The organism is Actinomadura sp. NPDC049382, assembly GCF_040677125.1.
GTDB classification, from domain to species: Bacteria; Actinomycetota; Actinomycetes; order Streptosporangiales; family Streptosporangiaceae; genus Spirillospora; species Spirillospora geliboluensis.
On sequence record NZ_JBFARO010000006.1, the window covers coordinates 64,118 to 76,218 of the forward strand.

General features: G+C 69.3%; 14 protein-coding genes, 3 tRNA genes and 1 pseudogene. 9 read left to right on the plus strand and 9 right to left on the minus strand.

All coding sequences use genetic code 11. The annotated features are described in order from the left end of the window. Positions 1–33 precede the first annotated feature (33 nt). Positions 34–115: transfer RNA gene (locus tag AB0K34_RS06070), tRNA-Tyr, on the plus strand. A gap of 121 nt (positions 116–236) precedes the next feature. Here the strand turns inward: AB0K34_RS06070 and AB0K34_RS06075 are convergent. The 3 genes from AB0K34_RS06075 to AB0K34_RS06085 form a co-directional block, all read right to left on the minus strand. After that, on the minus strand, positions 237–614 hold the full coding sequence (locus AB0K34_RS06075; protein ID WP_364546015.1) for a hypothetical protein: 378 nt from the start codon (positions 612–614) through the stop codon (positions 237–239). A gap of 170 nt (positions 615–784) precedes the next feature. Then, complete coding sequence (locus AB0K34_RS06080) at positions 785–1,291, minus strand: class F sortase (protein ID WP_364546018.1); 507 nt, start codon at positions 1,289–1,291, stop codon at positions 785–787. Positions 1,292–1,754: 463 nt separating this feature from the next. Then, positions 1,755–2,330: a hypothetical protein gene (locus AB0K34_RS06085; protein ID WP_364546021.1), complete on the minus strand. Its 576-nt coding sequence runs from the start codon at positions 2,328–2,330 to the stop codon at positions 1,755–1,757. 193 nt (positions 2,331–2,523) lie between these two features. On the opposite strand from AB0K34_RS06085, the pseudogene AB0K34_RS06090 reads away from it, so the two are divergent. Continuing rightward, a pseudogene (locus tag AB0K34_RS06090) lies at positions 2,524–2,996 on the plus strand (hypothetical protein); the annotation flags it as partial. Between the two features lie 78 nt (positions 2,997–3,074). Here the strand turns inward: AB0K34_RS06090 and AB0K34_RS06095 are convergent. The 5 genes from AB0K34_RS06095 to AB0K34_RS06115 form a co-directional block, all read right to left on the minus strand. Further along, positions 3,075–3,437, minus strand: coding sequence for a hypothetical protein (locus AB0K34_RS06095; protein ID WP_364546215.1), 363 nt, complete (start codon positions 3,435–3,437; stop codon positions 3,075–3,077). A 314-nt stretch (positions 3,438–3,751) separates the two neighbouring features. Continuing rightward, a complete protein-coding gene (locus AB0K34_RS06100) occupies positions 3,752–4,324 on the minus strand; it encodes a cadmium resistance transporter (RefSeq protein ID WP_301173962.1) in 573 nt (190 codons plus the stop codon). Between the two features lie 58 nt (positions 4,325–4,382). After that, on the minus strand, positions 4,383–4,547 hold the full coding sequence (locus AB0K34_RS06105) for a hypothetical protein (RefSeq protein ID WP_301173961.1): 165 nt from the start codon (positions 4,545–4,547) through the stop codon (positions 4,383–4,385). Then, the gene (locus tag AB0K34_RS06110) at positions 4,548–5,918 is read right to left on the minus strand and encodes a glycosyltransferase family 2 protein (protein ID WP_364546024.1); all 1,371 of its coding nucleotides are present in this window, start codon (positions 5,916–5,918) and stop codon (positions 4,548–4,550) included. Between the two features lies 1 nt (position 5,919). After that, positions 5,920–6,576, minus strand: a complete 657-nt coding sequence (locus tag AB0K34_RS06115) for a class F sortase (RefSeq protein WP_301173959.1) — start codon at positions 6,574–6,576, stop codon at positions 5,920–5,922. A gap of 551 nt (positions 6,577–7,127) precedes the next feature. On the opposite strand from AB0K34_RS06115, the gene AB0K34_RS06120 reads away from it, so the two are divergent. Further along, on the plus strand, positions 7,128–7,850 hold the full coding sequence (locus AB0K34_RS06120) for a hypothetical protein (RefSeq protein WP_364546027.1): 723 nt from the start codon (positions 7,128–7,130) through the stop codon (positions 7,848–7,850). A 3-nt stretch (positions 7,851–7,853) separates the two neighbouring features. Here the strand turns inward: AB0K34_RS06120 and AB0K34_RS06125 are convergent, their stop codons facing one another. Further along, complete coding sequence (locus AB0K34_RS06125; RefSeq protein WP_301173957.1) at positions 7,854–8,885, minus strand: hypothetical protein; 1,032 nt, start codon at positions 8,883–8,885, stop codon at positions 7,854–7,856. Positions 8,886–8,971: 86 nt separating this feature from the next. On the opposite strand from AB0K34_RS06125, the gene AB0K34_RS06130 reads away from it, so the two are divergent. The 6 genes from AB0K34_RS06130 to AB0K34_RS06155 all read left to right on the plus strand — a co-directional run bounded on the left by AB0K34_RS06130 (position 8,972) and on the right by AB0K34_RS06155 (position 12,066). Then, entirely contained in the window at positions 8,972–10,102 is a 1,131-nt protein-coding gene (locus AB0K34_RS06130) for an acyl-CoA dehydrogenase family protein (RefSeq protein ID WP_364546031.1), read from the plus strand. A gap of 154 nt (positions 10,103–10,256) precedes the next feature. Further along, positions 10,257–10,329: transfer RNA gene (locus AB0K34_RS06135), tRNA-Thr, on the plus strand. A gap of 330 nt (positions 10,330–10,659) precedes the next feature. Then, positions 10,660–10,733, plus strand: a tRNA-Met gene (locus tag AB0K34_RS06140). Positions 10,734–10,850: 117 nt separating this feature from the next. Next, complete coding sequence (gene rpmG, locus AB0K34_RS06145) at positions 10,851–11,015, plus strand: 50S ribosomal protein L33 (protein WP_089324515.1); 165 nt, start codon at positions 10,851–10,853, stop codon at positions 11,013–11,015. Positions 11,016–11,203: 188 nt separating this feature from the next. Continuing rightward, complete coding sequence (locus tag AB0K34_RS06150) at positions 11,204–11,641, plus strand: MaoC family dehydratase N-terminal domain-containing protein (RefSeq protein WP_138640885.1); 438 nt, start codon at positions 11,204–11,206, stop codon at positions 11,639–11,641. Further along, entirely contained in the window at positions 11,641–12,066 is a 426-nt protein-coding gene (locus AB0K34_RS06155; RefSeq protein ID WP_089324513.1) for a MaoC family dehydratase, read from the plus strand. The genes AB0K34_RS06150 and AB0K34_RS06155 overlap by 1 nt, the downstream gene beginning before the upstream one ends. The last annotated feature ends 35 nt before the right edge of the window (positions 12,067–12,101 follow it).

Genomic DNA, 12,101 nt, shown 5'->3' on the forward strand with positions numbered 1-12,101 from the left:
TCCCGCGGTCCGCTATTCTTTCAACGACACCACGGCGGGTTGCCCGAGTGGCCAATGGGAGCGGACTGTAAATCCGTCGGCTTAGCCTACCCAGGTTCGAATCCTGGACCCGCCACACCAGCAGAAACAGCCCCTGACCAGCACAAACGCGGTCAGGGGCTGTTCTCGTCGTGTCCGGCTGTCTCTGATCGTCAACGGTCTCCTACGGCCGTCTGTGCCGAATACGTGCCGAAGTTCTAAGGCGTCTTTGGCCTGGTCGCTTCGCTGATTCGGCGCTTGGCGTCCTCCTCCTGCCCGGCCACGCACTTGGCGTAGACGCGGAGCAGGACGGCGACGCTATGCCCCGCCCACTCGGCGACCTGAGCCGGAGGGACACCCGCGCCGAGCCACGTCGACACGGCCGCATGCCGGAGGTCGTACGGGGTCTTGGCCAACGGCGAGGCTGCCTCACGCTCGCTCAGCGCCGCCGCCCTCGCCTTGTGCCAGGCGCCGAGGTGCGTCCGGTCAGTCATGATCCCGCCGCGCGGCCCGACGAACAGCCGGCCCCCGGCCGGGATGTTGAACTCCTTGATGTGGTGGCGCCACAGTGTGACGAGCTCCGGATGGATCGGCACGGGCGGGGTCTCACCGGGCGCCCGATGCTTGAGAGGCTGCCTGTCTCGGGGCTTGCCGCTGTCGGTCCACCGGGAGCCGCTACGCGGTTCGGCGTGCGTCAGCCGCATCTCACCCCAGCCGTCATCAGGCAGGCTCACCCCGGGCCTCACACCGCAGGTCCACCGCTTCTTCAGGACGCAGCGCGGCCGGGGATCAGGGACGCGTAGACGATGACGTTGTCCTCGTAGTGTCCTCGCTTGCGGTCGAAGTTGCCGCCGCAGGTGACCACACGCAGTTCCGGTTTCCCTTCGTCCCCGTAGACGCTCTCGGTCGGGAACTTGTCCTTGGGGACACGCTTGACGCCGTCGACGTGGAAGGCCGCTGTCGTGCCGTCCTTGCGGACGACCTCGATCAGGCGTCCCTGGCGCAGCGCGCCCAGTTTGTAGAAGACACCCGGCTCCTTCTTGGAGTCGACATGGCCGACCAGGACGCTGCGGCCGTTCTCGCCCGGCGTTGGCCCGGACCTGTACCAGCCGACCTGGTCGACGCGGCTCAGCGGTGGTACCCCGAGCGTCCCGTCCCGCTGGACGTCAACCGGGACGACCGGTGCGTCGACCTTGATGGACGGAATCTTGATCTGTTGCGGGATGGACGCGGGAAGCGCCTGCACCTGGTTCGGTGCCGAGTCCTTGGGCATCTCCGCGACCGACTGGGGTGGTTGCGGTGGTGCGTCTGGGGCGTTCAGCCGAAACCCGACGACACATAGGGCGACGCCCGCCAAGGTGATCACGGCGGCCAGCCAGTACTGCAGACGGACCGATAGGCCGCGTCGTCGTCTAGCTTCACTCATGGGCTAGCCGAGACCCATTGCGCTGCAGCGGACCCGCCGCCCGGCGTGACGCGGCGATCAGTTCGCTCCCGGCCCCCGTCGGCCCGGGCACCGTGCCGATGCACGTTCTCATCTCCATCTCTCCCTCAAAGTAATAACCCCCCTGAGTCGATAGCGCCACAATTCTCGTGTTCATGCTCATTGACGAAAGGTCGAAATTTGTTCATCTCGAATTCGGCATGTTATTGCTCAGGCCGGCGGTCGGAAGGGGACGGCGGTCGGTCGCCACCCTGGGTGGGGCGACCGACCGCCGAACAGTTCGCTCCGCAGCTCAGGCGACGTTCTTCACCTGGCGGCGTCGCGCGGAGATCGCGGCGCCCGCGCCGAGGGCGAGCACGCCGATGCCGACACCGCCCAGTGCCGAGTTCGCCGCCACGGAAGTGCCGCCGCCGCCGGCGGAGACTCCGCCAGCGGGCTTGATCCGCTTCAGGTACTTCGCGAAGACCCAGCCATGGCGCTGGGACACCGGCACACCTCCGTGCAGTTCGACCCAGCCGCCGTGGCTCGCCTTGCAGTCCGCGTCGACGCGCGTGCGGAACTTCAGTGCCGGGGGGATCACCTTGCCTCGCGGCGTCTCGTGAACCCTGAGCCCGTGCCGCGCGGTGACCTCGTAACGGCAGATGTCGCCGGCGGCGGGCGGCCCTTCTGGCGATGTGGCGGTGATCGCCGCCTGGGCGGCGGTAGCGCCGCCCAGCATGGTCAGGCCGCCCGCCGCCCCGGCCACCGCGACCGCCAATCCGGTACGCGCACTTCTCCTCATCCGTTCTCCTTCGAACAAGTGATCTCTCCGCGTTTGCCGGACGTGTCCGGCATCGCTTTTCTTGATCACGCTGCCCTGATAGGACACGGCACATGCAACTCTGGTTGCAAATAATGGGAATAGTGATCGGCGGGCATTGCGAAACGTCCGGCAAGGATGTTCTCGGATCTGCAAAGCGGATCATGTGGGGCAACGGCTGCGTCTTTGGTGCTCCAATTGAACTGAGAATGTCTCCTATGTGGTGATTTGGGCAGCTTCTAAGGTCGTGTCTTGATTGGTGATGAATTGTTGGCCAGGCGCGCTGAGCCTTGAGGAACGGCTGGTGCCGGACGAGTTGTGGGAGTTGTTCCAGCGGGTCGTCTCTTCCGCGCCGTCGTGGCAGACGGTGCGCTGCGGGTTCGCCGAGTGGAGCGCGGCGCGGGTGCGGGCCCAAGTTGCACCGGGTCCTGGCGGACGAATTCGGCGTGGCCGGTGAGTTGGACTGGTCGCGGTGCGCGATCGACTAGGTCAGCGGCCGCGCTGGCAGAGGGACAACTGACAGGCCCGAAGTGTGTCGACTGCGGCAAGCCCGGGTCGGAGATCCACGTGCTCACCGCCCGTGCCGGTTTGCCCATCTTCGTCGGAGTCTCAGCGGCCAACACCCAAGACATGCTCGGTCGGCACCGGTAGGTGGTCGAGTGCACGGTGTCGTGGATGAACCGCTGTCGTCGGCTGCACCGCCGCTATGAGCGCAAGGCCGAGCACTTCCTGGCCCTTGTCGGCATCGCGGAACTGGTCAGGGGACTTGTGGGGGCGGGCTTGGACGGCTCTGATCCTGCTAGGGGCAGAAGTTCACCGGCGGGCAGGCTTGCCGTAGAGGGAGACCCTGTCGTCGCGTTCGAAGTTGTGTCGGCGATTGAGGAACATCGTGCTCTGAGGCGCTTCGTGGGCAATGCTGACTGTCCAGTCGTAATAGGTCCAGGTCATTGAATAGCCAGAGAGCCGGAAGTTGGCCCGGTACCGCGCGCTTTGGCCAGGAGAGAGGGTTCCCAGGTGGAGCATCCGTCTGGTCACAGGGTAGGAGGCCCAAACCGGACTGCGCTCAATTCGTATCGCGCCGCTCGGTTCGCGTTTCAGGCTGAGCCAGTCCACTCCAGAGAGATTGCTGTGGGTGTGGAGTTCTTCGGACGGGACGTACCCATCGGCCTCTTCCATCCAGACCTCGTGCACAAGTACTTCCCCGCTGCCGTCACTGTCGGGAAGCGGGAATGCCTTGGGGAGTCGGCCGCGTACGGTCGCCTCAGCGCGCCTCTGCCCCGTGCGGTCCAGACGATGCGAACCCGTTGGATGACCAACACGACACCGATCATGCCACCCGGTAGAAGCCAAGTACGTCCAGGCGGGGGGCAGGTTGGCGGGTGGTTCAGCGCGAGTTGGAGGTGACTGGTCATCCTCTTGCCGGCGAGTAGAGGGGCGGGATCAGTCGGAGCCTGGGCAGAGGTTTGCGCAAGCGTTGAGCTTCGGTGTGGCTAGAGGGTGCTGGCGAGGATCAAAGCGCCGATGGTGATGAAGACGGCGGGGACCAGCCAGTGGCCGTAGCGGTCGATCAGGGCGATCAGTTTTTTGTGGGAGGCGAGGCGGGAGGCCGTCCAGCACCATAGGGCCACGCCCAGGGCGAAGACGGTGATGGTTATGAGGGTGGAGGTGGGGCCGATGGTGCGGAAGACCGGGGTGTAGACCGCGATGTTGTCGGCGCCGTTGGCGATTGTCAGGGCGGCGATGGAGATCGGGCCTGAGGCCATTGGGGGTGCGGCGTCCGAAGTGGAGCGGAAGGCCATGATCAGGGCTCGGATGCCCAGGGCCATGGGAATCAGGCCCAGGAGGTTGACGTGGTCGTCGGGGACGATCGTCAGGCCGAGTGCCGCTGTTACCGAGATGAGGATAAGGGCCGCGATGCCTATGTACTGGCCTGCCCAGATGTGCCATGGGCGGCCGGTCGCGTGGGCGGCCGGAAAGAGGATCGTCAGGACGATCAGGTCGTCCACGTTCGTGCCGGCGAACATGCCGCAGGCGCTGAGGATGGTGCCCGTGATCCCGTTCACGGCGGGAATCTAGTTGGTCGAGGGAAGGCCGGGGGGCGGGGCCCCGGCCTTCCAGGGGTCAGCCCTTGCGGGCGGGGAGGATCCGCTTCACGGCGAGGCCGGCGGAGACCAGGGTGAACAGGGCCAGGCCGATCCAGAGGGCCTGCACGCCGAGCCACGGGGAGGCCGCGGCGGCCCCGCCGAAACCCGCGGCCACGCCGCCGATGGGGGGTGTGTTGTACATCTACCATTTCCTTTCTTTGCGCCAGGCGGCCTGCCAGAAGGCACGGGCCTGGACGATCTGGAGGAAGACGTCGAAGATCATTTCGACGACGATGGTGCTGGCGAGGGCCATCTGGACCTTGCCGCGCTGCCGGACGGTGACCACGCGCTCCACCATGAAGATCACGGTGACGCCGGCCCAGATCGGGCTGATCTGGATGCCGCCCAGCCAGATCGCCGAGTAGGCGAGCGAGGAGAGGTAGGCGGTGATCACCAGGATGCCGATCAGGGAGAGGAGTTGGCGCCCCCAGTACGGGCGGGTGATGGGCGTCCAGCCGTAGTCGAGGAGGTTCTCCAGGGCGCCGCGCTTCCAGCGGAGGCGCTGCTGGGCCAGTTCGCGCCAGGTGGGCATGACCTCGGTGGTGAGGGTGCATTCCGGCGGGCACAGGATGCGGAAGCCCAGGTGGAGGATCGCCAGGGTCAGCTCGTTGTCCTCGGTCAGGACCCGGACGTCGTAGACGTGGGGCAGGCCGGGGAGGCGTTCGGAGCGGCGCGCCGCGACCACTTCCTGGAGGGTCGTGGCGCGGAAGATGGTCGCGGTGCCGGTCAGGACGAGGGCCTTGCCCTGGAGGCGTCGGACGTCGCGCGCGTACCGGGCGTACTCGTTGCGCTGGAACATGCCGACCGCGCCGCCGCCGGGCTTGCCGGTGAACGTGCCGCCGACGGCGGCGTAGCGGCCGTCGGCCAGGTAGTCGATGCCGTGCCGGATGAAGCCGGGGTCGAGGGCCGAGTCGGCGTCCATGACCATGATGGCGTCTTCCGGGCCGAAGATCGGGAGCAGCTGGTCCAGGACCTGGTTCAGCGCGCCGGCCTTCTTGTGCTTGTTGCCGCGCGTGCCGACGATCTCGACGCCGCAGAGTTGCGCGAACGCGGCGGTGGCGTCGGTGCAGTTGTCGGCGATCACGATGATGTGGTCCGGTGGGCGTTCCTGGCGGCGCAGCGACGCGATCGTCTCGGTGATCTGCTTGGCCTCGTTGTGCGCCGGGATCAGCACTGTCACGCGCATCGCCGCTGCGGGGATGCGCGGTAGGTCGCGTTTGCCGTCCTTGCCGGTGGGGGTCGAGCGGGGCTTACGGGGTTGCTGGACGGGCGGTGCCGGTGGTGGGGCCGCGGGGCGGTGGCGTGGCGGGGCAGTGGTGGTGCGCAGCGGCGGGACGATCGGGGGCGCCACGCGGTCGGGCAGGGTTTCCAGCGGGGAGCCCAGGAGCCGCCGGGGCGTGGTGGGCGGTCGGACGGTTCCGTGGCGGGGCAGCCGGTGGCGTCCGGCGCGGTCGGGGATGGTGGTGTTGCAGTCGGAGCCGGTGAAGGCCGCGGGGTCGAAGGTCGCGGGCATGTCAGCGCGCCGCCTCGGAACGCAGGAGGTGGCCGTAGGCGATGACGTTGTCGACGTAGTGGCCGCTGCCCCGGTCGAACCGTCCACCGCAGGTGATCAGGCGGATCGCCGCGTAGCCGGGGTCGCCGTAGACCCGCTGGGTGGGGAAGTCGTCCTTGCCGACGCGCTCGACGGAGTCGATCCGGAACACGGCGGTGCGGCCGTCTTCGCGCAGCACCCGGGCTGTGTCGCCGGGCCGCAGGTCGCCGAGCCGGTAGAAGACGGCGGGGCCGGTGGCCGTGTCGACATGGCCGATGAGCACCGCGGCGCCGCGGCTCCCGGGCGCGGGGCCGAGCCGGTACCAGCCGGCCACTTGGGCGCGGCTCAGCGGCGGGGTTTCGACGGTCTGGTCGGCGTTCTTGGCGAGGGTCATCAGCGGTGTGCGGACGTCGATCCGCGGCACTTCGAGGCGGAGCGGTGCCGAGCGGGGCAGGGCGGGGGTCGTGGTGGGGACGGCCGTGCCGGGTGCGGTGGACGCGTCGGGCGCCGGCATGGGCGGCGCGGCCGTCGCCGTGTGGCCCTGGAACGCCTGGACGGCGAGGAAGGTGGCCGTGACCAGGCCCGTCAGCCCGATGGCGAGGGCCGTCAGCGCACGCGCGCGCCGACCATGACGTTCCACAGACCCCGCTCCTCGCCCCTTGGACCCCGATGACGTCACCGCGCGCGGCGGCGACGGGTGGAACCGTAATGCCTCGCGGTGAACATTTGGGATGTTGGACGGGTAAAGCCGCAGATGAGAGGCATGGGACGGTGGAGGCGGCTGGTTCTCCTGGAGCGCTGTGACCGGCCCATCGCGTGTGGACCATCAGGGCCGCGCGGTCGTCGTGATCACGACGGTGAGCTGGGTAAACGTCAGCATGTCTGAGATGTCTGCTTTGTTCGGCGGGACGGCTCCGGCACGGCTGCGGGACGGCGTGGATACACGAATCGGTGACCGGAAGTGGCCTTCTTCGCGACCGAAAAACGCTCTCCCCAGGTGGCTGACCTGCGTGAATGGTCCGCAATGGTGTCCGAAACGTGGGGCGTCCGGTGGACCATGTCAGCCGGCGGCGCGCGCGCCCGTCCGATACCGGAGAGCGGCGGGGCCGCGGGCCGGGGTTGCGGGTTTGGTCTACCGGTCCCCGGCCGGCCGCTTCACCGGGTAGACCTGCATTCGTGCAGGTGAGTTATGTGAGTGAGGCGACGCCCGGGCGGCCGAACGAGGATTTCGTGGCGGCCGGGCCCGGCTGGGTGGTGCTGCTGGACGGGGCGACGGCGCCGCAGGGGGTGGACAGCGGGTGCCGGCACGACCCGGCGTGGCTGGTGCGCCGGCTGGGCGGCGGGATCGCGGCGCTGCTGGCGCTGGAGGACGGCAAGCCGCTGCCCGACCTGGTCGCGGAGGCGATCAAGGTGACGGGGGAGGCGCACACGGGGACGTGCGACCTGCAGAACCCGGACAGCCCGTCGGCGACGGTGTCGCTGCTGCGCCGCCGCGGCGCGGCCGTGGAGTGGTTCGTCCTCGCGGACTCCCCGATCGTGGTGGACGTCGGCGAGATCATGGTCTTCCGGGACGACCGGGTCGACCATCTGCCGAGCTACACCCTCGAAGGCGTGCGCAGGTCGCGCAACAGCCCCGGCGGGTTCTGGGTGGCGAGCACCAAGCCCGAGGCCGCGTACGAGGGGCTGACCGGCGAGGTGCCGGTGGACGGTCTGCGGCGGGCGGCGGTGCTGAGCGATGGCGCGTCCCGGCTGGTCGAGCGGTTCGGCCTGATGGGGTGGGACGAGCTGCTCCAACTGCTGGACGAGGAGGGGCCGAGGGAGCTCGTCCGGCGCACCAGGGCCGCGGAGGCGGCGGGCACGAAGCCCAGGGGCAAGCGGTACGACGACGCCACCGCCGTCCTGGTGCGCTTCTAGCGGTCAGCGCGTCGCCGGCTTGATGTTCGGCCACCAGGCGCCGAGGTCCTCCGGCAGGTGCATCCCGTCGACGCGGAGCGTGGCCGGCATCAGCGGGAAGCGCCGCCCGGCGGGGAACGTCCGGTTGTAGGACGGCGGGTCGATCACGACGACGCGGGTGCCGTTGACGGCGGGGATGTCGGCGGGCACGCCCTCGTTCCAGATCCATTCGCCGTGCGCGTCGACGAGGTTCCACGGGCTGGACACGATCGGCGGTCCGGGCGGGGCGTCGGCGTTCAGGAAGCACGCGAGGATCTCCGGCGCGGGCCGCTCGCCGGTCAGCCCGCCGGGACGCCCGATGAGGGCCCCGCCGAGCAGCATGTGCAGCTGGAAGTTGTCGCCGATGCCGCCGATCGTGACCGTCCAGCCCTGGCGGCTCGCCCGGTCGAGGACGAGGAGGCGCTCGCCGTCCAGGACGCGCAGCAGCGCCTGGTAGTGCTCCATCTGCCCGAGGTGCCGGGACGCCTCCCCGGCGGCGCGGAGGTGGAGGTCGCGGTCGCCGAGGGACGCCCGCAGGCCCGGTGCCATCTGCAGGAGGGTGCAGCCCGCCATCGCGTACTGCGGCAGCGCGAACCACGCCATCATCGTGACGACCGCGCCGTCGCCGAGGACGGGTCCGACCGTGTCGACCGCCCGCTGGGACGGCTGCTCCTCCTGCATGTCGGGCGGCGGCTCGCCGCCGGTGGCCTCGGTCCAGGCGTTGCCGAACGCCAGCGCGGCGGCGGTGACCTCGGTGATCCGCTGGACGAGCGCGGGCCCGACGGGCGCGGGGTCGGCGCCGTTCTCGATCCAGGCGCCGGAGATCACGGCGAGCCAGCCGCCGAGGTTCGGCGGGGCCTGCGCGATGCCCTCGGCGAGGCGGGGCAGCGCGGCGGTCATCTCGGCGGGGGACGCGGTCCGGGACGCGTCCATGAGGGAGGGCAGGAGGTCGCCGAAGGAGCGGTCCTCGGCGATGGCCGCCCGGACGGCCTCCTCGACGGCGTGCTGTAGCGGCATGGTTGATCACCTTCGCACAGCGGGCGGGGCGCACGGGAATCGGCCGGAACCGCCCCCATCTTGGAATCTGATTCTAGAATGAGGCCATGGAGCCACAGGATTTCGACGACGTGCTCAAGGCCGTCCGCAGCTTCGTCCGCGAGCAGGTCGTCCCGCGCGAGGACGAGATCGAGGAGACCGACGCGATCCCGGCGGCGCTGCGCCGCACGTCGCAGGACATGGGGCTGTTCGGGTACGCGCTGCCCGAGCAGTACGGCGGCCTCGGCCTGTCGCTGAGCGAGGAGGTCCGGCTCGTTTTCGAGATCGGCTACGCCAGCCCGGCGTTCCGCTCCATGTTCGGCACCAGCAACGGCATCGCCGGGCAGGTCCTGGTGAACTCCGGAACCGAGGCGCAGAAGGACGCGTGGCTCCCCAAGCTCGCGTCCGGCGAGGTCGTCGGCGCGTTCGCGCTCACCGAGGCCGAGGCCGGCTCCGACCCCAGCACGCTCGCCACGACCGCCGCCCCCGACGGCGACGGCGGCTACGTCATCAACGGCGCGAAGCGGTTCATCACCAACGCCCCCGAGGCCGACGTCTTCATGGTCTTCGCCAGGACGGGCGGCGCCGGCTCGCGGGGCATCTCCACGTTCCTCGTCGAGAAGGGCGCGGACGGCCTGAGCGTCGGCCCGTCCGACGAGAAGATGGGCCAGCGCGGCGCGCACACGGCCGAGGTCTTCTTCGACAACGTGCGCGTGCCCGCCGAAGCCATGGTCGGGACGGAGGGAACGGGCTTCCGCACCGCGATGGCGTCCCTCGCCCATGGGCGGCTCAGCATCGCCGCCGTCTGCGTCGGACTCGCCCAGAGAATCCTGGACGAGACCGTCGCCTACGCAAAGGAACGCAGCCAGGGCGGTAAGACGATCGGCGAATACCAGCTCGTCCAAGGGCTCATCGCCGATTCCCAGACCGAGCTGTACGCCGGACGCTCCATGGTGCTGGAGGCCGCCCGCGCCTACGACGCCGGTGAGGACACCAAGCTCGGGCCGTCCTGCGCCAAGTACTTCTGCTCGGAGATGGTCGGACGCGTCGCCGACCGCGCCGTGCAGGTCTACGGCGGCATGGGCTACATGCGCGGCGTGGCCGTCGAGCGCTTCTACCGCGACGTCCGGCTGTTCCGGATCTACGAGGGGACGAGCCAGATCCAGCAGCTCGTCATCGCCCGCGGCCTGCTGCGCTGACGCGGCCCGCCGCGCCGCGACGGCGCCCGCCGGGCGGACCCGGCGCGCCGCGCTGACGGCGCCCGCCCCGCTGACCAGCGCGGACGCCGGCCGGGCAATCCGGTTCGCACCACGCGCTCAGGCCGTGTATGGTTTCACTGCGCGAACGACGCAAGCCCCTTTAGCTCAGTCGGCAGAGCGTCTCCATGGTAAGGAGAAGGTCTACGGTTCGATTCCGTAAAGGGGCTCACGGCATCCCGGCCGCCATCCGATCTCATCGGACGGCGGCCTTCGTCGTCTCCACCGGCGAGGCGGGGTTCCGCCGCGAAGCGGCGCCGCGAAGCAGCAGGCCGCCGCCCCGGAGGCGGAACGCGCTGATTCGCTCCTTACCAGGCGCTGTGGTACCGTCCCACCGGTTCCAGCAGGACGTTTCGCAGCCCACCGGAGCACCCGGTATTCTGGGAGGCGGTCCAGCGGAACCCGCGAAACCGAAGCCCCGATCTCGATCCGGGTTTTCGCGTTTCCAGGGTTCGGTGAGCATCCGGTATCCTTGCAATCCGGTCCACACCGACCATCACGGCGGGGTAGCTCAGTCAGGCAGAGCAAGCGGCTCATAATCGCTGTGTCGCCGGTTCAAGTCCGGCCCTCGCTACTACCCATGTCTCTCACCTCCTCCGGGAGGTGAGCAGGCTGGGTCGAATCGCCGGCCGCCCGCCCGGGCGGCCGAGGTCCGTAGATCCATGTCCCTTACCCAGAAAGGCACTCCATCGTGGCTGCCACCGACGTCCGGCCGAAGATCACGCTGGCCTGCCAGGAGTGCAAGCACCGCAACTACATCACGCGGAAGAACCGGCGCAACGACCCGGACCGCCTTGAGCTGAAGAAGTACTGCCCCAACTGCCGCTGCCACCGCCCGCACCGGGAGACCCGGTAGCCGAGCGCCGCACGGCCGGCTGAGAACGGCGCCTTCTTCGCGCGCTTGCCCTGACATCGATCAGCCCGTCCCCGCCAGTGAGACCCGGCGGGGGCGGGCTGAACGTCATTCTGTTACCGTCCGACGCGAAGACGGAACAGGCGGGCGCCCGGGCAGCGCGGCCCGTTCGACCTGGAGGGACGGATTGCATGGCACTGAACCGCGATTTCATCGGGCGGAGCTTCCCGCCCAGCGAGCCGTACGAGGTCAGCCGGGTGAAGATCCGCGAGTTCGCGGACGCGATCGGCGACCGTAACCCGGTCTACCGCGACCAGGAGGCGGCCAAGGCGGCCGGGTACCCCGACGTCATCGCGCCGCCCACGTTCCCGATCGTGGTCTCCCTCGGCAACCCCGGCCTCGCCGACCCCGACCTCGGGCTCAACTACGCGATGGTCGTGCACGGCGAGCAGCGCTTCGAGTACACCCGCCCGCTGCACGCCGGCGACGTCGTGACCTGCACGTCCACGATCACCGAGATCAAGTCGATCGGGAACAACGAGAAGATGGTCGTCGAAACCGACGTCAAGACGACCGAGGGCGAGCTGATCTGCAAGACCTACAACACGATCGTGGAGCGGGGGGCCTGATGACCGCCAAGGTGAACTACGCCGACGTCGAGGTCGGCACCGAGATCCCCGCGCAGAGCTACGCGGTCGACCGCGCCAACCTCGTCATGTACGCGGGCGCGTCCGGGGACTTCAACCCGATCCACTGGCGCGAGTCCGTCGCGAAGGCCGTCGGCCTCCCGGACGTGATCGCGCACGGCATGTACACGATGGCGCAGGGCGGCCGGTTCGTCACCGACTGGGCCGGCGATCCGGGTGCGGTCGTCGACTACGGGGTACGGTTCTCCTCTCCGGTGGTCGTCCCCGACGAGGGCGGCGCGACCCTGGAGATCAGCGGCAAGGTGGAGGAGAAGCTCGACGACAACAAGGTCGTCGTGGCGCTCACCGCCAGGTCGAACGACCAGAAGGTCCTCACGCGCGCGCGGGCGGTCGTCAAGCTCGCCTGACGGACGGTGACGCATCGGCCGGGGCGTCCCGGCCG

Coding starts and splice junctions, on each gene's coding strand:
- AB0K34_RS06080 (WP_364546018.1), bottom strand. CDS start 1,291: ATGCCCAAGGACTCGGCACCGAACCAGGTGCAGGCGCTTCCCGCGTCC.
- AB0K34_RS06095 (WP_364546215.1), bottom strand. CDS start 3,437: ATGGAAGAGGCCGATGGGTACGTCCCGTCCGAAGAACTCCACACCCAC.
- AB0K34_RS06105 (WP_301173961.1), bottom strand. CDS start 4,547: ATGTACAACACACCCCCCATCGGCGGCGTGGCCGCGGGTTTCGGCGGG.
- AB0K34_RS06110 (WP_364546024.1), bottom strand. CDS start 5,918: ATGCCCGCGACCTTCGACCCCGCGGCCTTCACCGGCTCCGACTGCAAC.
- AB0K34_RS06125 (WP_301173957.1), bottom strand. CDS start 8,885: ATGCCGCTACAGCACGCCGTCGAGGAGGCCGTCCGGGCGGCCATCGCC.
- AB0K34_RS06130 (WP_364546031.1), top strand. CDS start 8,972: ATGGAGCCACAGGATTTCGACGACGTGCTCAAGGCCGTCCGCAGCTTC.
- AB0K34_RS06150 (WP_138640885.1), top strand. CDS start 11,204: ATGGCACTGAACCGCGATTTCATCGGGCGGAGCTTCCCGCCCAGCGAG.
- AB0K34_RS06155 (WP_089324513.1), top strand. CDS start 11,641: ATGACCGCCAAGGTGAACTACGCCGACGTCGAGGTCGGCACCGAGATC.